This window comes from Paracoccus sp. KKT209, from assembly GCF_055635455.1.
Genome location: NZ_CM145758.1, coordinates 734,300 through 754,280 on the forward strand (window position 1 = coordinate 734,300; position 19,981 = coordinate 754,280).

Annotated in this window: 19 protein-coding genes; 11 read left to right on the top strand and 8 right to left on the bottom strand. The window is 67.8% G+C overall.

The window, feature by feature from the left end:
* Window positions 1-175 precede the first annotated feature (175 nt).
* Complete coding sequence (gene gloB / locus ACZ2G3_RS03695; protein WP_470397743.1) at window positions 176-922, bottom strand: hydroxyacylglutathione hydrolase; 747 nt, start codon at window positions 920-922, stop codon at window positions 176-178.
* A 57-nt stretch (window positions 923-979) separates the two neighbouring features.
* Between gloB and ACZ2G3_RS03700 the strand changes: the two genes are divergently transcribed.
* From ACZ2G3_RS03700 to ACZ2G3_RS03725, 6 genes are all read left to right on the top strand, one after another.
* Window positions 980-1,762, top strand: a complete 783-nt coding sequence (locus ACZ2G3_RS03700) for a methyltransferase domain-containing protein (protein WP_419269029.1) — start codon at window positions 980-982, stop codon at window positions 1,760-1,762.
* A gap of 312 nt (window positions 1,763-2,074) precedes the next feature.
* Window positions 2,075-2,641, top strand: a complete 567-nt coding sequence (locus tag ACZ2G3_RS03705; protein WP_419269028.1) for a F0F1 ATP synthase subunit delta — start codon at window positions 2,075-2,077, stop codon at window positions 2,639-2,641.
* A complete protein-coding gene (gene atpA / locus ACZ2G3_RS03710; RefSeq protein ID WP_419269027.1) occupies window positions 2,641-4,176 on the top strand; it encodes a F0F1 ATP synthase subunit alpha in 1,536 nt (511 codons plus the stop codon). Before ACZ2G3_RS03705 ends, atpA begins: the two co-directional genes overlap by 1 nt.
* Before the next feature lie 12 nt (window positions 4,177-4,188).
* A complete protein-coding gene (locus ACZ2G3_RS03715) occupies window positions 4,189-5,061 on the top strand; it encodes a F0F1 ATP synthase subunit gamma (protein ID WP_419269026.1) in 873 nt (290 codons plus the stop codon).
* 21 nt (window positions 5,062-5,082) lie between these two features.
* Window positions 5,083-6,507 (top strand): F0F1 ATP synthase subunit beta, encoded by a 1,425-nt coding sequence (gene atpD / locus ACZ2G3_RS03720; RefSeq protein WP_419269024.1) that lies wholly within the window; start codon window positions 5,083-5,085, stop codon window positions 6,505-6,507.
* Window positions 6,508-6,516: 9 nt separating this feature from the next.
* On the top strand, window positions 6,517-6,966 hold the full coding sequence (locus ACZ2G3_RS03725; RefSeq protein ID WP_419269023.1) for a F0F1 ATP synthase subunit epsilon: 450 nt from the start codon (window positions 6,517-6,519) through the stop codon (window positions 6,964-6,966).
* Window positions 6,967-7,100: 134 nt separating this feature from the next.
* Here ACZ2G3_RS03725 and ACZ2G3_RS03730 read toward each other — a convergent pair whose 3' ends face one another.
* Window positions 7,101-7,877 (bottom strand): alpha/beta fold hydrolase, encoded by a 777-nt coding sequence (locus tag ACZ2G3_RS03730; protein ID WP_470397745.1) that lies wholly within the window; start codon window positions 7,875-7,877, stop codon window positions 7,101-7,103.
* A complete protein-coding gene (locus ACZ2G3_RS03735) occupies window positions 7,874-8,473 on the bottom strand; it encodes a DsbA family protein (RefSeq protein ID WP_470397747.1) in 600 nt (199 codons plus the stop codon). Before ACZ2G3_RS03735 ends, ACZ2G3_RS03730 begins: the two co-directional genes overlap by 4 nt.
* Window positions 8,474-8,557: 84 nt before the next feature.
* Between ACZ2G3_RS03735 and ACZ2G3_RS03740 the strand changes: the two genes are divergently transcribed.
* Entirely contained in the window at window positions 8,558-9,577 is a 1,020-nt protein-coding gene (locus ACZ2G3_RS03740) for a ribose-phosphate pyrophosphokinase (protein WP_419269019.1), read from the top strand.
* A gap of 109 nt (window positions 9,578-9,686) precedes the next feature.
* Here the strand turns inward: ACZ2G3_RS03740 and purD are convergent, their stop codons facing one another.
* Complete coding sequence (purD, locus tag ACZ2G3_RS03745; RefSeq protein ID WP_470397748.1) at window positions 9,687-10,943, bottom strand: phosphoribosylamine--glycine ligase; 1,257 nt, start codon at window positions 10,941-10,943, stop codon at window positions 9,687-9,689.
* Between the two features lie 62 nt (window positions 10,944-11,005).
* On the opposite strand from purD, the gene xseA reads away from it, so the two are divergent.
* A complete protein-coding gene (gene xseA, locus ACZ2G3_RS03750) occupies window positions 11,006-12,589 on the top strand; it encodes an exodeoxyribonuclease VII large subunit (protein WP_470397749.1) in 1,584 nt (527 codons plus the stop codon).
* 3 nt (window positions 12,590-12,592) lie between these two features.
* On the opposite strand, the gene ACZ2G3_RS03755 is transcribed toward xseA, so the two are convergent.
* Together ACZ2G3_RS03755 and ACZ2G3_RS03760 are read right to left on the bottom strand one after the other, a co-directional pair.
* On the bottom strand, window positions 12,593-13,792 hold the full coding sequence (locus tag ACZ2G3_RS03755; RefSeq protein WP_470397750.1) for an MFS transporter: 1,200 nt from the start codon (window positions 13,790-13,792) through the stop codon (window positions 12,593-12,595).
* 8 nt (window positions 13,793-13,800) lie between these two features.
* The gene (locus tag ACZ2G3_RS03760; protein ID WP_470397751.1) at window positions 13,801-14,445 is read right to left on the bottom strand and encodes a bifunctional 4-hydroxy-2-oxoglutarate aldolase/2-dehydro-3-deoxy-phosphogluconate aldolase; all 645 of its coding nucleotides are present in this window, start codon (window positions 14,443-14,445) and stop codon (window positions 13,801-13,803) included.
* A gap of 268 nt (window positions 14,446-14,713) precedes the next feature.
* Between ACZ2G3_RS03760 and rpsB the strand changes: the two genes are divergently transcribed.
* Window positions 14,714-15,496: a 30S ribosomal protein S2 gene (gene rpsB, locus ACZ2G3_RS03765; RefSeq protein WP_419269002.1), complete on the top strand. Its 783-nt coding sequence runs from the start codon at window positions 14,714-14,716 to the stop codon at window positions 15,494-15,496.
* 84 nt (window positions 15,497-15,580) lie between these two features.
* The gene (gene tsf, locus ACZ2G3_RS03770; RefSeq protein ID WP_419269001.1) at window positions 15,581-16,459 is read left to right on the top strand and encodes a translation elongation factor Ts; all 879 of its coding nucleotides are present in this window, start codon (window positions 15,581-15,583) and stop codon (window positions 16,457-16,459) included.
* A gap of 199 nt (window positions 16,460-16,658) precedes the next feature.
* Here the strand turns inward: tsf and ACZ2G3_RS03775 are convergent, their stop codons facing one another.
* Window positions 16,659-17,399: a helix-turn-helix transcriptional regulator gene (locus ACZ2G3_RS03775; RefSeq protein WP_419269000.1), complete on the bottom strand. Its 741-nt coding sequence runs from the start codon at window positions 17,397-17,399 to the stop codon at window positions 16,659-16,661.
* Window positions 17,400-17,592: 193 nt separating this feature from the next.
* On the opposite strand from ACZ2G3_RS03775, the gene ACZ2G3_RS03780 reads away from it, so the two are divergent.
* Window positions 17,593-18,180 carry a (d)CMP kinase gene (locus ACZ2G3_RS03780; protein ID WP_470397754.1) on the top strand — a complete coding sequence of 196 codons (588 nt, stop codon included), beginning with the start codon at window positions 17,593-17,595 and terminating at the stop codon, window positions 18,178-18,180.
* 60 nt (window positions 18,181-18,240) lie between these two features.
* On the opposite strand, the gene ade is transcribed toward ACZ2G3_RS03780, so the two are convergent.
* Complete coding sequence (ade, locus tag ACZ2G3_RS03785; protein WP_470397755.1) at window positions 18,241-19,938, bottom strand: adenine deaminase; 1,698 nt, start codon at window positions 19,936-19,938, stop codon at window positions 18,241-18,243.
* Window positions 19,939-19,981 lie beyond the last annotated feature (43 nt).

Sequence of the window (19,981 nt, forward strand, 5' to 3'; positions counted from 1 at the left end):
CCCAGACTGTCATGATAGCTTTAAGATTTGGTGGATTTCCGCCGGCATCAAGTGCTTTTTCTGACAGGTGCCACGAATTTCCAACGGTTGAGGCAGATGTGATGTCGCAGCGCCCGGATTTCAAGCGCCAAGGGAACGGGCTCCGCGACCGGGTGTCGCGGAACGGCCGCAGCGTCTAGAATTCGTCCTTCATCCGGCGCAGCCGGGCAAAGACTTCGGCATCGCTGGCGCCGGCCAGGCCCAGGCCGTTGCGCAGCTCCGGAATGCGCAGGAACGGATTTGTGGCCCGTTCCTGCTCCAGCGTGGCCGGGGCGCAGGGTTCGCGTGCTTCCTGGATCGCCGCCAGCCTGTCGTGCAGCGCCGCATTGTCGGGATCGACCGACAGGGCGAACGCGCCATTCCCGCTGCAATAATCATGCCCGGAACAGATCAGGGTATCGCCGGGCAGGGCGTTCAGCCGCGTCAGGCTGTCCCACATCATGGCCGGATCGCCCTCGAACAGCCGCCCGCAGCCCATCGCCATCAGGCTGTCGGCGGTAAAGGCCATACGGCTGTCGGGAAAGTGGAAGGCGACATGACCGACCGTATGGCCCGACACGTCGATCACCTCGACCGCCTCGCCCAGAACCTCCAGCGGCTCATGGGGGCGGACGCGCAGATCCAGCGGCGGCAGGCGATGCGCATCGGCCTCCGCACCGATCACCCGAGCGCCCGTAGCGGCGACGATCTCGGGGACCGCCTGGATGTGGTCGTCATGGTGATGGGTCAGCAGGATCGCGTCCAAGCCCCAGCCCCGCGCGTTCAGTTCCGTCAGAATCGGCATGGCCTCGGGGGCGTCGATCAGCACCGTGCCGGCCTCGCCATGCAGCAGATAGGCATAGTTGTCCTTGAGACAGCGCAGCGTGACCAGGTCCAGCGGCATTGGCAAATCCCTCCCCTTGTGGTGATCTGAGCCTGTCAAAAGCCGAACCGGGGCGCAATGCATCACGACATCGATCAGTTGCGGCATTTCTATTACCAGCGCTCCTTGGGGCGGGTGGTGCAGCGGATCCTGCGCGACCGGCTGACAGCGCGTTGGGCGCCCGCCGGCACCACCGGGATGACCGTCGCGGGTTTTGGCTTTGCGGCGCCGATGCTGCGGCCCTATCTGGCCCATGCGCGACGCGTCACCGCGCTGATGCCGGGACCGCAGGGGGTGCTGGGCTGGCCCGCCGGGATGCCCAACCACTCGGTCCTCTGCGACGAGGCGGCCTGGCCCATCGAGACAGGCAGCATCGACCGGCTGGTGATGCTGCACGGGCTGGAGACCAGCGATCATCCCCGCGAACTCTTGGCCGAAGCATGGCGCTGCCTGGGGCCGGGGGGGCGGATGATGATGATGGTGCCGAACCGGGCGGGCCTCTGGGCGGCCAGCGACCGGACGCCCTTCGGCTTTGGCCGCGCCTACACCACCGGCCAGATCGAGCAGCAGATGCGGGCCGCGGGGCTGATGCCCGAATGGCACGGCTCGGCCATCTACATCCCGCCCTCGGACCGGCGCTTCTGGCTGCGCAGCGCGCAGTTCTGGGAACGGGCCGGCGCGCGGATCAGCCGGGTGCTGATCGCGGGGGTCATCCTGGTGGAACTCTCCAAGCAGACCCGCGCGCCGGTCGGGCCCGGCATCCGGATCCATGTGCCCAGCCCGCGGGAAATCCTGGACGGGGTCACGCGCCCGCGCCCGAAAAGCGCCCCGGTCCGGCGCGCCGGCGGTGGCGGGGACTGAGTCGGGTTCAGCCTGCTGACCGGCGTCGGGACCAGGCGGCCTGGCCCCCCACATGCGTCATCCCGCCACAGGGGGGAACCCGCTTCAGCCGCAATGTTAGCGCTGCTTGTGACTGGTTTCACGCAACCTGCGCCGATTGTCGCAAAGGCCCACGTTTCCTTGCCCTTGTAGGTTGCCGGGCACGAAATCACCTGCTAGAGACGCCGCAGATTTCCGCACGACCCTCCATAAGCCGTGCGACTGCGACCCGCACCCCGCGACAGACCAGGCAGCAGCCCGGCCCGCCAGCGGGGTTTGCGCAAACCGTAAAGGATGACCGTGGCCAACTCTGTTTCCATGTCCCAGAGCATCGCCGGACGCTATGCGCAGGCCGTCTTCGACATCACGAAGGAAGATGGGGGGCTTGATGCCCTGGCCCGGCAGACCGCCGATCTGGATGCCGCGCTGAAGGACAGCGCGGACCTGCGCGACCTGATCGCCAGCCCGCTTTACTCCCGCGACCAGCAGTCCCGCGCCATCGCCGCGCTGGCCGCGAAGATGAAGCTGTCGCCGGTCCTGTCGAACACGCTGCAGCTGATGGCCCGGAACCGTCGCCTGTTCGTCCTGCCGCAGCTGACCAGCCGCCTGGCCGACCTGATCGCGACCGAGCGCGGCGAGATCACCGCGGACGTCACCAGCGCCATCGCGCTGAGCGACGAGCAGCAGGAACGCCTGAAACAGACCCTGGCCGAGAAATCGGGCAAGACGGTCAAGCTGAACACGCGCGTCGATGAGACCCTCATCGGCGGCATGATTGTCAAGTTGGGCTCGAAGATGATCGACAGCTCGGTCCGCTCGAAGCTCGCTTCCCTGCAGAATGTCATGAAAGAGGTCGGATAATGGGAATCCAGGCTGCCGAGATTTCGGCGATCCTCAAGGAGCAGATCAAGAACTTCGGCCAGGATGCCGAGGTTGCCGAAGTCGGCCAGGTGCTGTCGGTCGGTGACGGGATCGCTCGTGTCTACGGTCTGGACAAGGTCCAGGCCGGCGAGATGGTGGAATTCCCCGGCGGCGTCCGCGGCATGGTGCTGAACCTCGAGACCGACAACGTCGGTATCGTGATCTTCGGCGACGACCGCACGATCAAGGAAGGCGACACCGTCAAGCGCACGCGCTCGATCGTGGACGTTCCGGTCGGCAAGGCCCTGCTGGGCCGCGTCGTGGACGGCCTGGGCAACCCGATCGACGGCAAGGGCCCGATCGAGACGACCGAGCGTCGCGTGGCCGACGTCAAGGCGCCGGGCATCATGCCCCGCAAGTCGGTCCATGAACCGATGGCGACGGGCCTCAAGTCGGTCGATGCCATGATCCCGGTCGGCCGCGGCCAGCGCGAGCTGATCATCGGCGACCGCCAGACCGGCAAGACCGCCATCGCGCTGGACACGATCCTGAACCAGCAGAACTACAACGGCCGCGAGGCCGAGGGCATGAAGACCCTGCACTGCATCTATGTCGCGGTGGGTCAGAAGCGCTCGACCGTCGCCCAGCTGGTCAAGAAGCTGGAAGAGACCGGCGCCATGGCCTACACGACCGTCGTGGCCGCGACCGCGTCCGACCCGGCGCCGATGCAGTTCCTGGCGCCCTATTCCGGCACCGCGATCGGCGAATACTTCCGCGACAACGGCATGGATGCGCTGATCATCTATGACGACCTGTCCAAGCAGGCCGTGGCCTACCGCCAGATGTCGCTGCTGCTGCGCCGTCCGCCCGGACGCGAAGCCTATCCGGGCGACGTGTTCTACCTGCACTCGCGCCTGCTGGAGCGTTCGGCAAAGCTGAACGAGGCCAATGGCGCCGGCTCGCTGACCGCGCTGCCGATCATCGAGACGCAGGCGGGCGACGTGTCGGCCTATATTCCGACCAACGTGATCTCGATCACCGACGGCCAGATCTTCCTGGAAACCGAACTGTTCTTCCAGGGCATCCGCCCGGCGGTGAACACCGGTCTGTCGGTCAGCCGCGTGGGTTCGGCCGCACAGACCAAGGCGATGAAGTCGGTCGCCGGCCCCGTGAAGCTGGAACTGGCGCAGTACCGCGAGATGGCGGCCTTTGCCCAGTTCGGTTCGGACTTGGATGCCGCCACCCAGCGCCTGCTGAACCGCGGTGCCCGCCTGACCGAGCTGATGAAGCAGCCGCAGTACCGTCCGCTGACCAACGCCGAGATCGTGATCGTGATCTATGCCGGCACCAAGGGCTATATCGACAGCGTGCCCGTGCGCGACATCGTGGCCTGGGAAGACGGCCTGATCCAGTTCCTGCGCAGCCAGAAGTCGGACCTGCTGGACGACATGACCCGCAACGACCGCAAGGTCTCGGGCGATCTGGAAGCCTCGATCAAGGCGGTGCTGGACGAATACAACCGCACCCGCGCCTGAGAGGGGGAATAGATGCCCAGTCTCAAGGATCTCAAGAACCGGATCGGAAGCGTCAAGAACACGCGGAAGATCACCAAGGCGATGCAGATGGTCGCCGCCGCCAAGCTGCGCCGTGCGCAGGAGGCGGCGGAAGCCGCGCGCCCCTATGCCGACCGCATGGCGGCCGTCATGGCCGGCCTGACCGCGAATGCGGCGGGCCAGTCGGGCGCGCCCCGTCTGCTGGCCGGGACGGGCGGCGATCAGCGTCACCTGCTGGTGGTCATGACCGCCGAGCGCGGCCTGGCCGGCGGCTTCAACAGCTCGATCGTCAAGCTGGCCCGCCAGCATGCCGAGCGGCTGCGCGGCCAAGGCAAGGACGTGGCGATCCTGACCGTCGGCAAGAAGGGCCGCGAGCAGCTCAAGCGTGATTACGGCAGCCTGTTCGTGCATCACGTCGATCTGTCCGAGGTCAAGCGCGTGGGCTATGACAATGCCCGCGCCATCACCGACGAGGTTCTGGCCCGCTTCGATGCCGGCGATTTCGACGTGGCGACGATCTTCTACAACCGCTTTGAGTCGGTGATCAGCCAGATCCCGACCGCCAAGCAGGTCATCCCTGCCGAAGTGCCCGAGGGCGCGGCGCCGGTGAATTCGCTCTATGAATACGAGCCCGGCGAGGAAGAGCTGCTGACCGACCTGCTGCCGCGGTCGGTCGCGACGCAGATCTTTGCGGCGCTTCTGGAAAATGCGGCGTCCGAACAGGGCGCGCGGATGAGTGCCATGGACAACGCCACGCGCAACGCGGGCGACATGATCGACCGGCTGACGACCGAGTACAACCGCTCGCGTCAGGCTGCGATCACCAAGGAACTCATCGAAATCATTTCGGGCGCCGAGGCGCTCTGACCGTAACGCAGAGGTGACAACATGGCAGAGGCCACTGGTAAAATCACGCAGGTGATCGGCGCCGTCGTCGACGTGCAGTTCGACAGCCACCTTCCGGCGATCCTGAACGCGCTGGAAACCCACAACAATGGCAAGAAGCTGGTGCTGGAAGTTGCCCAGCACCTGGGCGAGAACACCGTCCGCACCATTGCCATGGACTCGACCGAAGGCCTGGTCCGCGGCGAGCCCGTCAGCGATACCGGCGGCCCGATCACGGTGCCGGTGGGCGACGTGACCCTGGGACGCATCCTGAACGTCGTGGGTGAGCCCGTGGACGAGGGCGCAGCCCTGGCCGCCAGCGACATGCGCGCCATCCACCAGCAGGCCCCCGACTTTGCCGCGCAGGCGACCAGCTCGGAGATCCTGGTGACCGGCATCAAGGTCATCGACCTGCTGGCCCCCTATTCCAAGGGCGGCAAGATCGGCCTCTTCGGCGGCGCCGGCGTGGGCAAGACCGTTCTGATCATGGAACTGATCAACAACATCGCCAAGGTGCACTCGGGTTACTCGGTGTTCGCGGGCGTTGGCGAACGGACCCGCGAGGGCAACGACCTCTACCACGAGATGGTGGAATCGGGCGTGATCGTCCCCGACAACCTGTCGGAGTCGAAAGTGGCGCTGGTCTACGGCCAGATGAACGAGCCGCCGGGAGCCCGCATGCGCGTCGCCCTGACCGGCCTGACCCTGGCCGAGCAGTTCCGCGACGCTTCGGGCACGGACGTGCTGTTCTTCGTGGACAACATCTTCCGCTTCACCCAGGCCGGTTCGGAAGTGTCGGCGCTGCTGGGCCGTATCCCCTCCGCCGTGGGCTATCAGCCGACGCTGGCAACCGACATGGGCGCGATGCAGGAACGCATCACCTCGACCAAGAACGGCTCGATCACGTCGATCCAGGCCGTCTACGTTCCGGCCGACGACCTGACCGACCCGGCGCCCGCCACGACCTTCGCCCACCTGGACGCCACGACCGTTCTGTCGCGTGCGATCTCGGAACTGGGCATCTACCCGGCCGTGGACCCGCTGGACTCGAACAGCCGTATCCTCGACCCGGCCGTTGTCGGCGAAGAGCATTACCAGGTGGCGCGCGACGTGCAGGGCATCCTGCAGAAGTACAAGTCGCTGCAGGACATCATCGCGATCCTGGGCATGGACGAACTGTCGGAAGACGACAAGCTGACCGTGTCGCGGGCCCGCAAGATCCAGCGCTTCCTGTCGCAGCCTTTCGACGTGGCCAAGGTCTTCACCGGTTCGGACGGGATCCAGGTCCCGCTGGAAAAGACCATCGCCTCGTTCAAGGCGGTCGTGGCCGGTGAATATGACCACCTGCCGGAATCGGCCTTCTACATGGTCGGTGACATCGAGGACGTGAAGGCCAAGGCACAGCGTCTCGCGGCCGAAGCCGCGTAAGGGGGCACCATGGCCGATACGATGCAGTTCGACCTCGTGTCGCCGGAACGGAGCCTCGCCTCCGTTCCCGTGCGCGAGGTGCGCCTGCCGGGCAATGACGGCGATCTGACCGCCATGCCCGGCCATGCGCCCGCGATCGTGACCCTGCGTCCCGGCATGGTCGTGCTGGTCGGGGCCGATGGCACCACGCGCGAATTCGCCGTCACCGGCGGCTTTGCTGAGATCAATGCCGACAGCGTCAGCCTGCTGGCCGAACGCGGACACCCGCGCGAGGAGATCACGCAGGAGGTCTTCAACGACATGATGAAGGACGCCCATCGCGCCCATCGCAGCGCGACCGACCGTCGCGAACATGTCGGCGAAGAGGTCGTCACCGCGGCCGTCAAGCTGTTGGGCGACATGCAGGCGCTTGGTACCCATATCGGACTGGACCCGAACCAGTCCACGGTTCCCGACTGATCGACCCGATCCGGTCTTGATAAAGCCCCGGTGTTTCGCCGGGGCTTTTCCTTTGTGCGGTCACCGGACCTGATGCTGGCGCGGCGGGCGTCGCCGAACGGCCGCGGGTGTCGGGTATTGCCCGGCAGCGTCCGTCAGCTGCGCTCCAGGTTGACGGCGATCAGGCCTGCAAGCTGCTTCGGATGCGTCAGGGGCAGCATGTGCCCTGCACCGGGCACGGTGGCGCGCCCGACATCCGGCAGCCGGGCCGCCAGCGCATCCGAAATCGCGTGGATCACCCGCGGGCTCTCTGCCCCCGCGATCAGCAGGACCGGGGCATCGACCTGCTCCAGCCCGCCGTCGCGCAGGATGCGGGCGCTGTCGTCGCGCAGCGCGGGGCCGGTGTCCGCCACCAGGCGGATCTGCCGCGTCATCTGCATCTGGATCGGCGCGGGCAGCGCCGCCCAGTCCTGGTCGCCCCAGACCGACAGGAAACCCTGCGCCGCCTCTTCTGCATGACCATCTGCCAGTGCCGCCTGCATCCGGGCGTCCAGCGCATCCTGGGCCGCATCCGGCGCGGCGGCGAACAGCACCGGCTCGATCAGGGTCAGGCTGCGCACCGCCTCGGGGGCGGCCACCGCGATGCGCAACGCGACCGTGGCGCCAAAGCTGTGGCCGATCAGGTCCAGCGGCCGCTCGATGAAGCTGGCGGCGATGCGCGTGACGGCGGTGTGATAGTCGCGATCGTCCGCGCCGGGTTGCCAGTCACCGCTGCGCCCGTGTCCCGGCAGGTCGAAGGCGCGCAGGTCCACCTGGCCCCCAAGCGCCTCGGCGATCGGCCCCCAGCTGCTGCCGCTGCCCAGCATGCAATGCAGCGCCAGCGCCGGACGATCGGGATCGCCCGGCCAATGCCGAAGATGGACGCCGCTCATAGGGTGGCCAGGTGGCGGTCCAGAAAGTCCAGCCGGTCCTGGCCCCAGAAGCGCTGCCCGCTGTCGCGCACGACATAGAAGGGCGCGCCGAAGGCGCCGTCGGCGACCGCCTGTTCCAGGTTGCGGCCATAGGTTTCCGCGCCCACGAACAGGCCCTTGTCCGCCAGGGCAGGATCAAATCCATGCGCCGCCAGGATCTCGCGGATGACGCCGTCGTCGCTGATGTCGCGCTCCTCGGCCCAGACCGCCCGCAGGAAGCCCTGCACCAGCCCTCCCAGATCGCCGCCGCCCGCCTGCTGGGCCGCGATGACCGCATAGGAGGACGGCGCCATGTTCACCGGCCAATGGGCGGGCTTGAGGTTCAGGGGCATGCTCAGATGCTCGGCCCATCGCGGCAATTCCTGCGCGCGATACTCCATCCGGCTGGCATGGCGGTCCGCCGGGCGGATGCCGCCCGTGCGGTCGAAGAGCTGCATCAGGTCTACGGGCTTGTAAGTGATCTGCGCGCCGTGCCGTGCGGCGATCTTTTCCAGGCGATCGCCTGCCAGATAGCTGAACGGGCTGATCGTGCCGAGATAATAGTCGATATGCGCCATGCTGCGGTCCTTCTGGTTTGCCCGCAGGCTAGCCCGGTGCTAAGGCATCCGCAATCTGACGCAACCCCCCAAAGGCCCCGATCCATGCCCGTCATGACCGAACCCAAGCTGATTTCCGGAAACGCCAACCGTCCCCTGGCGCAGTCCATCGCGCGGCGCATGTCCATGCATCGCGGCATGAGCGTCAGCCTTCTGGACGCCCGCGTCGAGCGGTTCAACGACCAGGAGATCTTCGTCGAGGTCTACGAGAACGTCCGCGGCGAGGACATGTACATCATCCAGCCGACCTCGAACCCGGCCAATGACAACCTGATGGAGCTGTTGGTCATCACCGACGCGCTGCGCCGGTCCTCGGCCTCGCGGATCACGGCGGTGATCCCCTATTTCGGCTATGCGCGCCAGGATCGCCGGGCCAAGGCCCGCACGCCCATCAGCGCCAAGCTGGTCGCGAACCTGCTGACGCAGGCGGGCGTAGACCGGGTCCTGACGCTGGACCTGCATGCCGCCCAGATCCAGGGCTTCTTCGACGTGCCGGTGGACAACCTTTATGCGGCGCCGGTCTTTGCGCTGGATGTGCAGCACCATTTCAAGGGCCGGATGAACGACCTGATGGTGGTCTCTCCGGACGTGGGGGGCGTCGCGCGGGCCCGCGAACTGGCGACCCGGATCGGCGCGCCCCTGTCGATCGTGGACAAGCGCCGCGAAAAGGCCGGCGAAGTGGCCGAGATGACAGTGATCGGCGACGTGGCCGGCAAGGCCTGCATCATCGTGGACGACATCTGCGACACGGCCGGCACGTTGTGCAAGGCGGCGCAGGTCCTGACCGACAACGGCGCGACCGAGGTTCATGCCTATATCACCCATGGCGTGCTGTCGGGCCCGGCGGTAGAGCGCGTGGCGAAGTCGGTCATGAAGTCGCTGGTGATCACCGATTCGATCCAGCCCACCGAGGCCGTGCGGAACGCGCCCAACATCCGCATCGTGCCCACTGCGCCGATGTTCACGCAGGCGATCCTGAACATCTGGAACGGCACCTCGGTCAGCAGCCTGTTCGAGACGGACACGCTGCTGCCGATCTACGAGGGGCTTTATTCGACCAGCTGACGGTCGCGCGGAGCGGTTGGTCCGGGTGCCTCCGGCGGGGGTATTTCTGACAACGAAGAAACGGCCAAGGGACCGGCGGGCGAGGGCGCGCCGGTCCTTTTCATGCGGGCTAGAGCGCGCGCCAGCCGATGTCGCGGCGGCAGAAGCCCTGTGGCCAGTCGATCGCGTCGACCAGCTGATAGGCGCGCTGATGCGCCTCGGCCAGGGTGGCGCCGCGTCCGGTGCAGGCCAGAACCCGACCGCCCGTGGCGACGATCGCACCGTCCTGCAGGTCCGTGCCGGCGTGGAAGGTCATCTGGAAGCTGGTCTCGGGCAGCGCGTCCAGGCCCCTGATCGGCGTGCCCTTCACGTAGCTGCCGGGATAGCCCTCGGCGGCCATGACCACGGTCAGGGCATGGTCGTCGGCCCAGGTGACCGGAACATCCGCCAGGCGCCCCTCGGCACAGGCCAGAAGCAGGTCCAGGGCCTGCCCCCCAAGCCGCATCATCAGCACCTGGCACTCCGGGTCGCCGAAGCGGACGTTGTATTCGACCAGGCGGGCCTGGCCGTCCCGGATCATCAGCCCGGCATAGAGGACGCCTTGGAAGGGCATGCCGCGCCGCGCCATCTCGGCGATGGTCGGGCGCACGATACGCTCCATCACCTGATCCTGGATCGCGGGTGTCAGCACCGGGGCGGGGCTGTAGGCGCCCATGCCGCCGGTATTGGGTCCGGTATCGCCGTCGCCCACGCGCTTGTGGTCCTGGGCGGTGCCGATGGGCAGACAGTCGGTGCCGTCGCTGAGGATGAAGAAGCTGGCCTCCTCGCCGGCCATGAACTCCTCGACCACCAGCGACATGTCTCCGAACTCGCCGTCGAAGATCGCGTCGATGGCGGCATGAGCCTGCTCGACCGTCTCGGCCACGGTGACGCCCTTGCCGGCGGCCAGCCCGTCGGCCTTGATCACGATGGGTGCGCCTTGGGCGGTGACATGGTCGCGGGCGGGCGCGGCGGCGGTGAAGCGTGCCCAGGCCGCGGTGGGGGCCCCGCAGGCGTCACAGATCTCTTTGGTGAAGGTCTTGGAAGCTTCCAGCTGCGCGGCGGCCTGGCTGGGACCAAAGACGAGAAAGCCCGCGTTGCGAAGCGCGTCCGACACCCCGGCGGCCAGCGGCGCCTCGGGGCCGATGATGACGAAGTCGATGGCGTTTTCTTGGGCGAATTCCAGAACATCCGCGCGCGACAGGACATCCAGCGCGGCGCATTCCGCAACTCCTGCAATCCCGGCATTGCCCGGCGCCACAATCAGCCGGTCGCATTTCGGGTTCTGCCGGATGGCCCAAGCCAGCGCATGTTCGCGCCCGCCGCCGCCCAGGATCAGGATATTCATCTGCCGCCCTTTCGCTTGACCTTGCGGCGTTCTAGTCTGGCGCGGACAAGGGAACAAGCCGCATGGACCTTCTGGACGACGACCCCGAAACCGACCCGCCCGCGGGCAGCAATGCGCATGAATTCACGGTCTCCGAGCTGTCGGGCGCCGTCAAGCGCAGCATCGAGGACCAGTTCGGCCGCGTCCGGGTGCGGGCCGAGGTCGGGCGCGTGTCGCGGCCTGGTTCGGGGCATCTCTATTTCGACCTCAAGGACGACCGCGCCTGCCTGGCGGCGGTGACCTGGAAGGGGCAGGCCGCGCGGCTGATCCAAGCCCCCGAGGAGGGGATGGAGGTCATCGCGACTGGCCGGCTGACGACCTTTCCCGGCCAGTCCAAGTACCAGATGATCGTTGACCAGATCGAGCCTGCCGGGGCCGGCGCGCTGATGGCGATGCTGGAAAAGCGCAAGAAGGCCTTGGCGGCCGAGGGGCTGTTCGATCCTGACCGCAAGCGGGCCTTGCCGTTCCTGCCCAAGGTGATCGGGGTCGTGACCTCGCCCTCGGGGGCGGTGATCCGCGACATCCTGCACCGGCTGCGCGACCGCTTTCCGACCCGCGTGGTGATCTGGCCCGTGGCGGTGCAGGGGCAGGCCTGCGCGGCGCAGGTCTCGGCCGCCATCCAGGGCTTCAACGCACTGCCGCAGGGGGGGGCGATCCCGCGGCCCGACCTGATCATCGTGGCGCGCGGCGGCGGCAGCCTGGAGGATCTGTGGGGCTTCAACGAAGAGATCGTGGTGCGGGCTGCGGCGGCCAGCACCATCCCGCTGATCTCGGCCGTGGGGCATGAGACGGACACGACGCTGATCGACTTTGCCTCGGACCGCCGCGCGCCGACGCCCACCGCCGCCGCCGAAATGGCCGTGCCGGTGCGGGCCGACCTGGCGGCGAGGCTGGCCGAAAGCGGGGCGCGGATGGCGCGCTGCAACGCGCAGGCGATCCAGCGCCCGCGCCAGCGGCTGCGCGATCTGGCCCGCGCCTTGGGCCGCCCCTCGGCCCTGACCGAGGGCGCGCGTCAGCGCCTCGACCTGCGCGGTGCGCGGCTGGAACCGGCGCTGCGCCAGCTGGTCCGCGGCCGCCACCAGCAGCTGGCCTCGCGCCCCATGCCGGCCGCGACGCTGCGCCAGTTCACCGCTGCCAAGCGGCACGGGCTGGAGCGCCTGGAAAGCCGCCTGGACCTTGCGGGCCGGCGCCGGACGGAACGTCCCCGTGACCGGCTGGTGCAGATCCAGGAACGGCTGGATGCGTCGCTGAAGCGCGTGACGGCCACCACGCGGCGCGCGATCACCCAGCAGGCGGCACGGCTGACGGAACTGCACCAGCGTCTGGACGCGGCGCTGCGGCGGGGACAGGGCCAGCGCCGGCAGACCCTGATGCGGCTGGACCGGATGCGCCTGTCGCTTGGCCCCGAGGAAACGCTGGCCCGTGGCTTTGTCATCGTGCGTGGCCTGGAGGACAAGGTCATCACTTCGGCCGATGCGGCGGGGCAGGCGGCGCGGCTGGAGCTGCAATTCGCGGGCGACCGCCGGGTCGCGGTTCAGCCCGAAACCGCCCCCGCCCGACCCAAGCGGCGCAAGCCCCCTGCGCCGGAGCAGAAGACGCTGATCTGAGGCTCAGGCCTCTTTCGGGCGCATCACCAGCCAGATCAGCGCACCGCCGGCCAGCACCAGGAACGGCAGCATCGCCAGGTTGACGGCGTTCCACCCGGCCTGCACCGACCCACCCGAGCAGTTCAGCAGCCCGCCTGAGGACAGCGAGGCCAGGAACACCCCGCCAAAGACGATCAGGTCGTTCATGCCCTGGACGCGGCCACGCTCTTCCGGGGCATGGGCGCGGGTCAGCATGGTGGTGGCGCCGATATAGCCAAAGTTCCAGCCGATCCCCAGGAGGATCAGGGCCAGGAAGAACTGCTCCAGCTGGATGCCCGACAGCGCCACGGCCCCGGCCATGGCCAAGATGACCAGGCCCAGACCCACGATGCGTTCCGGCCCGAAGCGCGCGATCAGGTGGCCGGTGAAGAAGCTGGGGGCGAACATGGCCAGGACATGCGCGCTGACGATATTGGCCGCGTCCGAGGCGTGATAGCCGCAGCCGACCACCGCCAGCGGCGTCGAGGTCATCACCAGGTTCATCAGCGCATAGGACACCATCCCGCAGATCATCGCGACGATGATCGCCGGGCTGCGCAGGATCTGACCCATCGGCCGTCCGGCGACGACGCCCGCCACCGGCGCAGGCGGCCGCGGAATGTCCAGGAAGGCGAAAAGGAACGGCCCGATCAGGTTCAGCCCGATCACCGCGACATAGGTGGCCAGAAAGGGCATCGCGGTCAGGTCGCTGGTCAGCCGCACCAGCGACGGCCCGATGATCGCCGAGGCAAGCCCCCCCGCCATCACCCAGCTGATCGCACGGGGAGCGAAATCCTCGGGGGCGGTGTCGGTCGCCGCGAAGCGGTAGAAGCCCTGCGCCGACATGTAGATCCCGGTCAGCAGCGAGCCCATCAGGAACAGCAGGAAGGAGTTCTGCCAAAGCCCCGTCGCCGACACCGCGGCCCCCAGGGCGCCGGCCATCACGGCCAGAAGAAAGCCCGCCTGCCGCCCGCGCCGCTGCATGAGGCGTGACAGCGGGCGCGCGGTCAGCGCCGATCCCAGGATGACCAGCGACACGGGCAGCGTCGCCAGGCAGGGATTGGGCGCCAGGATCTGGCCCGCCAGCCCGCCGACGATGAAGACGACCGACATCTGCGCGCCCAGGATCGCCTGCGCCAGCACCAGGATGATGACGTTGCGCCTTGCGCGGGCCAGGTCGGTCATCGCGGTCCTTACCCGCGGGGCAGGGCGGCGGCGGTGCGGGCGCGATCCTCGATCGCCTGCCAGTTCCCGGCGGCGACATCCGCATCGGTGACGATCCAGCTGCCGCCCACGCAGATCACGTTGGGCAGCGACAGGTAGCTGCCGGCGTTCTGCGGGGTCACGCCGCCCGTGGGGCAGAAGCTGACGCGGGGCAGGGGACCGGCCAGCGACTTCAGCGCAGGCGCGCCGCCGACGGCCTCGGCCGGAAAGAACTTCAGCATGTCAAAGCCCGCATCGGCCGCCCGCATCACTTCGGAGGCCGTGACCACACCGGGCAGCAGCGGCAGCTCCAGCTCCTCGCAGGCAGCGATCAGGCGGTCGGTCAGGCCCGGAGAGACGGCGAATTTCGCGCCCGCATCCTTGGCCCGCTTGGCGTCGTCGGGCGTCAGCACCGTGCCGGCGCCGACATGGCCGCCCTGAACCCCGCTCATCGCGCGGATCGAATCCAATGCCGCATCGGATCGCAGCGTCACCTCCAGCACCGGCAGGCCGCCAGTGACCAGCGCCCGGGCCAGCCCCTCGGCCTGGGCGGCGTCCTTGATCACGATGACCGGGATGACGGGGGCAAGCTGGCACAGGGCCTTGGTCTGCTGCGACTGGATCTGCGGGGTCATGGCGCACCTTCGGACGTGAAAATCGCCCCGAACCTGAACCCAAGACGCGGGTGATGCAAGCCAAAGCGCCATTTTTGGGATCCAAGTGTTACCGCTATCGAACGGGTCCGATGGCGAAACCGCTTGCATTGACGCCGGGCAGGGGCTATGGCGCGCACACTTCACAGGCAGGGGCGGGCCCTTGCGGGAGACATCCGCAAAAGGTCCACCGGTTGGGGCGTCCGCCCTGAGTTCCCCTGCCAAGGCGCAAACCGGAAAGGAACACGTTATGGCGCTTCCCGAATTCTCGCTGCGTCAGCTTCTTGAAGCTGGCGTTCACTATGGCCACCAGACGCAGCGCTGGAACCCCCGCATGGGCGAGTTCATCTATGGCGACCGCAATGGCATCCACATCCTCGACCTGACGCAGACTGTCCCGATGCTGGACCAGGCGCTGCAGGTCGTGCGCGACACCGTCGCCAAGGGCGGCCGCGTGCTGTTCGTCGGCACCAAGCGCCAGGCCCAGAAGGCCATCTCCGAGGCCGCCGAAAAGTCGGCCCAGTTCTACATGAACCACCGTTGGCTGGGCGGCACGCTGACCAACTGGAAGACCGTCAGCCAGTCGATCAACCGCCTGAAGGCGATCGACGAGACCATGGCCGGCGGCGCCGATGGCCTGACCAAGAAAGAGCGTCTGCAGCTCGAGCGCGAGCAGGCCAAGCTGCAGGCCAGCTTGGGCGGCATCCGCGACATGGGCGGCCTTCCCGACCTGCTGTTCGTCATCGACGTGAACAAGGAAGACCTGGCCATCCTGGAAGCCAAGAAGCTGGGCATCCCGGTCGTCGCCGTGGTCGATACCAACTGCTCGCCCGAAGGCGTGGACTACATCATCCCGGGCAACGATGACGCGGCCCGCGCGATCGCACTGTACTGCGACCTGGTCAGCCGCGCCGCGCTGGACGGCATGTCGGCCCAGATGGGCGCCGCGGGCGTCGACCTGGGTTCGCTGTCGGATGCCCCGGAAGAGCTGCTGGACGAGCCGGCCGCCGAAGAGGCTGCCGCCGAAGCCTGATCCCTTTCGGATCCGCGATTTCATCGAATTGTCGTCAGGCGGGGATATGCCCCGCCTGACGTGTTGAACACAGAGGAGACGGATATGGCAATCACCGCAGCCATGGTGAAGGAACTGCGCGAGACCACCGGCGCAGGCATGATGGACGCCAAGAAGGCGCTGACCGAAACCGACGGCGACATGGAAGCCGCGGTGGACTGGCTGCGCACCAAGGGTCTGGCCAAGGCCGCCAAGAAATCGGGCCGCGTTGCCGCCGAGGGCCTGGTCGCCGTCGCCGTGAAAGCCGGCAAGGGCGTTGCCGTCGAGGTGAACTCGGAAACCGACTTCGTCGGCAAGAACGAGGAATTCCAGGCCATGGTGCGCAAGATCGCCCAGGCCGCGCTGAACGTCGACGATGTCGAGGCGCTGAAGAACGAGCAGATCGACGGCAAGGCCGTCTCCGAGATCCTGACCGACGCCATCGCCAAGATCGGCGAGAACATGACCCTGCGCCGGATGGTCGTCGTGACCGCGCCGACGGTCGTGCACTACGTGCACAACGCTGCCGCCGACGGCATGGGCAAGATCGGCGTGCTGGTCGGCCTTGAGGGCGGCAACGAGGAAATCGGTCGCCAGATCGCGATGCATGTCGCCGCGACCTCGCCCGCCTCGCTGGGCGAAGCGGACCTGGACCAGTCCCTGGTCGAGCGCGAGAAGCAGGTCCTGACCGAGCAGGCGCGCGAGTCGGGCAAGCCGGACGCGGTCATCGAGAAGATGATCGAGGGCCGCATGAAGAAGTTCTTCGAGGAGGTCACGCTGACCGGCCAGAAGTTCGTCATCAACCCCGACCTGACCGTGGCCGAAGCGGCCAAGGAGCAGGGCGCGACGATCACCGCCTTTGCGCGCGTGGCCGTCGGCGAAGGCATCGAGAAGAAGGAAGAGGATTTCGCAGCCGAGGTCGCCAAGACCCTCAGCGGCGCCTGATTCCCTTTCGCCTCAACGCGAAATGCCGGCCCTGGTGGCCGGCATTTTTCGTTTTGCCCGCTGAGGTTGCAGATCCTGGTGGCGGCGGCGGCCAAGGCAACCAGGCCGCACGCCGCCTGTTCCTGACACTTGCGTGTCACCACTCACGGAACCGGCCGATCTGACGCCAGTGGGACGCCGAGGAAAACGGGGGAAAACCCTACCCCCGCAGGGCGGTGTCGGGGTGGTGCAGCTGGTGGGTGACATGCGCCTTGAGCACCGCCTGCGGCGTTGTCTCCACCCCCAGTGAGTCGCGGGCCAGCCGCAGGTGCTTTTCGACCGTCGCGGGCGTGATCCCCAGGATGATCGCGATCTCGTCCACGGTCTTGCCGGCCGAGCGCCAGCCCAGGACCTCGCGCTGGCGTGGCGTCAGGGTCGGCGGGAACTGCTGGCGGGCCATCGTGGCCACGCGCATGTGCATGATCCAGGACAGGATGCGCATGTCCCGGCCCGACTGGCGCCAGCGCTGCGCCAGGACCTCGTCATCGGCGCCCTTGTGCGGGTTCAGCAGGACCGCTCCGGCGCTGTGCAGCACCCGTTCGCGCAGGCTGAGGATATGCACCGCGCCGACACCGTGCCGCGCGGCGACCTGCAGCGAAGGAGACGACCACTGCGCCTGAAGTTCGGCCGAGGAAATGTCGCCGTCGTTTTCCAGCACCCACCGGACCCATCCGTCGCTGTCCAGGTCGCGCAGCTGCCGGGCCTCTTCCAGCACCGGCGCGGGGGCGTTGGTCAGGACCACCGGGGGCTCGCGCAGAAGCGAGGCTGGCACGGTCAGCATGAAGCGGGCGGCGTAGAAGGTGTTTTCGAACCCGAACTGCGCGGCTGCTGCCATGAACACGGTTCTGATGTCGGAAAGGGTTCCGGCAGCCAGCAGCTCCTCGATGAATCCTGAAAGCATAAAATGTCGATCTCGAAACGGGGGTCACAATGGTTCATAGGACGTGGCGACGGCGCCTTTGCCAAGCGGAATCTGACCCCGATCCCCTGCGCTGCCGCGCTGTTCAGGTCAAGTCGCGGCCGGTGCTGGACCTTTCGGGGCTTCCTGTGCCATGGGTGCGGCACATCCTTTCCTCAAGCCGGCCCTGACTGACATGCCCTTCATCATCGCCATCGACGGACCGGCCGCATCCGGCAAGGGCACCATCGCCCGCGCCCTGGCCCGCCATTTCGGATTTCACCACCTGGATACCGGTCTTCTGTACCGGGCCACCGGGGCATTGGGCGGTGACGCGGTGGCCGCTGCACGCGGCCTGTCGCCGGCCGATCTGCAAGGGCAGGGGCTGCGCAGCGCCGAGGCGGGCCAGGCCGCCAGCCGCATCGCCGCCATCCCCGAGGTGCGCGCGGCGCTGGTCGAGTTCCAGCACCGCTTTGCCGCCCAGGAGCCGGGCGCGGTGCTGGACGGGCGCGACATCGGCACGGTCATCTGCCCCGACGCGGCGGTGAAGCTTTATGTCGTGGCCTCGGACGAGGTGCGTGCGGAACGGCGCGCCGCCGAACTGGGCGCCGACCCGGCCGAGATGCTGGCGCAACTGCGCGAGCGCGACCTGCGCGACAGCCAGCGGGCGACTGCGCCGCTGCGGCCTGCCGATGACGCGGTGGTGCTGGACACCAGCAGGCTGAGCATCGACGAGGCCGTGGCGCGGGCCATTGCCGAGGTCGCGCGGGTGCGGGGCGGGTAAGGAGGCTGCTGCCCGGTCTTGGCCGTGCCTACGCCTGCGGCTCGTTGGGCAACGGAGACATCAGGGGGCGATGATCTCGAATTTCGCGACATCAACCATGCCGCGATCGGTGATCTTCAGCGCCGGGATGACAGGCAGGGCGAGGAAGGCCAGTTGCAGGAAGGGCTCTTCCAGCGGGGTGCCCAGGCTGCGGGCAGCCTGGCGCAGGTCGATCAGGGCGTCGCGGACGGTCTCGAACGGATCAAGGCTCATCAGGCCGGCGACGGGCAGGGGCAGTTCGGCCAGGATCCGCCCTTCGCAGGCGACGACGAAGCCGCCTTCGATCTCTGACAGGCGATTGGCAGCCAGCGCCATCTCGGCGTAATCGGCCCCCACCACGGCGATGTTGTGGTGGTCGTGGCAGACGGTCGAGGCGATGGCGCCGCGTGCCAAGCCAAAGCCCCGGACAAAGCCTGTGGCGATGTTGCCGTTCTTGCCATGGCGCTCGATCACCGCGATCCGGGTCAGGTCGCGGGCCGGATCGGGACGCTTGTCACCATCCTGCGGCGGGATGTCGATGGTCAGGTGTTCGGTGATGATCTTGCCTTCCAGGATGCCGATCACGGGGGTTTGGGTGCGGTTGCCCGTGCAGCGGAATTCCTGCGGCGTGACCCGGGGCGCCTTGACCGAGGCGCGGCCGACCGGGGCGACGGTGCCGCGCGCCGCGAACGCCGCGTCGTCCGCGATACGCCCGCCGGTCAGGACCATCTGCGCGTAGCAGCCCTCCAGGCTGTCGATCGCCACGATGTCGGCGCGCAGGCCCGGCGCGATCAGCCCGCGATCCTTCAGCCCAAAGGCTTCGGCCGCCGACAGGGACGCGGCGCGATAGGCCGCCAGCGGCGACGTACCAAGCGCGATCAGGCGGCGGATCATGTAGTCCAGGTGCCCGTGTTCCGCGATGTCCAGCGGGTTGCGGTCGTCCGTGCACAGGCACAGATAGGCGCTGGTCGGCTCCGTCAGCACGGGTTGCAGCGCGTCGAGGTCCTTGCTGACCGAGCCTTCGCGGATCAGCACGCGCATGCCCTTGCGCAGCTTTTCCAGCGCCTCGTCCGCCGTGGTGGCCTCGTGCTCGGTGCGGATGCCGGCGGCGACATAGGCATTCAGGTCACGGCCCGACAGCTGCGGGCAGTGGCCGTCGATATGGCCGCCCGCGAACAGGCGCAGCTTGGCCATCGCCGCCGGGTCGCGGTGGATCACGCCCGGATAGTTCATGAACTCGGCCAGGCCGATGGCCGATCGGTGGCCCATGACCTGCGCCAGGTCGGCGGCCTCGATCCGGGCGCCCGAGGTCTCCATCTCCGTGGACGGCACACAGGAGGACAGCTGGACGCGCAGGTCCATCAGCAGGTGTTCGGAGGCGGCTTGGAAATAGCGGATGCCGTCCAGGCCGATGACATTGGCGATCTCATGCGGATCGCAGATGGCGGTGGTGACGCCGCGGGGCGTGACGCAGCGGTCAAATTCAAAGGGGGTGACCAGGCTGCTCTCGACATGCAGGTGCGTGTCGATGAAGCCCGGCACCAGGGTCAGGCCGGTGACGTCGATGACCCGCGTGCCCTCGTAATCGGCGCCGATGCCCACGATCCGGTCGCCGCAGATCGCCACGTCGCCGCCGATCATGGCGCCGGTCACCAGGTCGAAGACCCGCCCGCCGCGCAAAACCAGATCGGCGGGCTGGTCGCCGCGCCCCTGCGCGATGCGCCGTTCCAGATCGTCCATCAGCCTCTCCTGTCTTTCGGGCACAAAAGCTGATCGCGCGCCC

Coding starts and splice junctions, on each gene's coding strand:
- gloB (WP_470397743.1), bottom strand. CDS start 922: ATGCCGCTGGACCTGGTCACGCTGCGCTGTCTCAAGGACAACTATGCC.
- ACZ2G3_RS03700 (WP_419269029.1), top strand. CDS start 980: ATGCATCACGACATCGATCAGTTGCGGCATTTCTATTACCAGCGCTCC.
- ACZ2G3_RS03705 (WP_419269028.1), top strand. CDS start 2,075: ATGACCGTGGCCAACTCTGTTTCCATGTCCCAGAGCATCGCCGGACGC.
- atpA (WP_419269027.1), top strand. CDS start 2,641: ATGGGAATCCAGGCTGCCGAGATTTCGGCGATCCTCAAGGAGCAGATC.
- ACZ2G3_RS03715 (WP_419269026.1), top strand. CDS start 4,189: ATGCCCAGTCTCAAGGATCTCAAGAACCGGATCGGAAGCGTCAAGAAC.
- atpD (WP_419269024.1), top strand. CDS start 5,083: ATGGCAGAGGCCACTGGTAAAATCACGCAGGTGATCGGCGCCGTCGTC.
- ACZ2G3_RS03725 (WP_419269023.1), top strand. CDS start 6,517: ATGGCCGATACGATGCAGTTCGACCTCGTGTCGCCGGAACGGAGCCTC.
- ACZ2G3_RS03730 (WP_470397745.1), bottom strand. CDS start 7,877: ATGAGCGGCGTCCATCTTCGGCATTGGCCGGGCGATCCCGATCGTCCG.
- ACZ2G3_RS03735 (WP_470397747.1), bottom strand. CDS start 8,473: ATGGCGCATATCGACTATTATCTCGGCACGATCAGCCCGTTCAGCTAT.
- ACZ2G3_RS03740 (WP_419269019.1), top strand. CDS start 8,558: ATGCCCGTCATGACCGAACCCAAGCTGATTTCCGGAAACGCCAACCGT.
- purD (WP_470397748.1), bottom strand. CDS start 10,943: ATGAATATCCTGATCCTGGGCGGCGGCGGGCGCGAACATGCGCTGGCT.
- xseA (WP_470397749.1), top strand. CDS start 11,006: ATGGACCTTCTGGACGACGACCCCGAAACCGACCCGCCCGCGGGCAGC.
- ACZ2G3_RS03755 (WP_470397750.1), bottom strand. CDS start 13,792: ATGACCGACCTGGCCCGCGCAAGGCGCAACGTCATCATCCTGGTGCTG.
- ACZ2G3_RS03760 (WP_470397751.1), bottom strand. CDS start 14,445: ATGACCCCGCAGATCCAGTCGCAGCAGACCAAGGCCCTGTGCCAGCTT.
- rpsB (WP_419269002.1), top strand. CDS start 14,714: ATGGCGCTTCCCGAATTCTCGCTGCGTCAGCTTCTTGAAGCTGGCGTT.
- tsf (WP_419269001.1), top strand. CDS start 15,581: ATGGCAATCACCGCAGCCATGGTGAAGGAACTGCGCGAGACCACCGGC.
- ACZ2G3_RS03775 (WP_419269000.1), bottom strand. CDS start 17,399: ATGCTTTCAGGATTCATCGAGGAGCTGCTGGCTGCCGGAACCCTTTCC.
- ACZ2G3_RS03780 (WP_470397754.1), top strand. CDS start 17,593: ATGCCCTTCATCATCGCCATCGACGGACCGGCCGCATCCGGCAAGGGC.
- ade (WP_470397755.1), bottom strand. CDS start 19,938: ATGGACGATCTGGAACGGCGCATCGCGCAGGGGCGCGGCGACCAGCCC.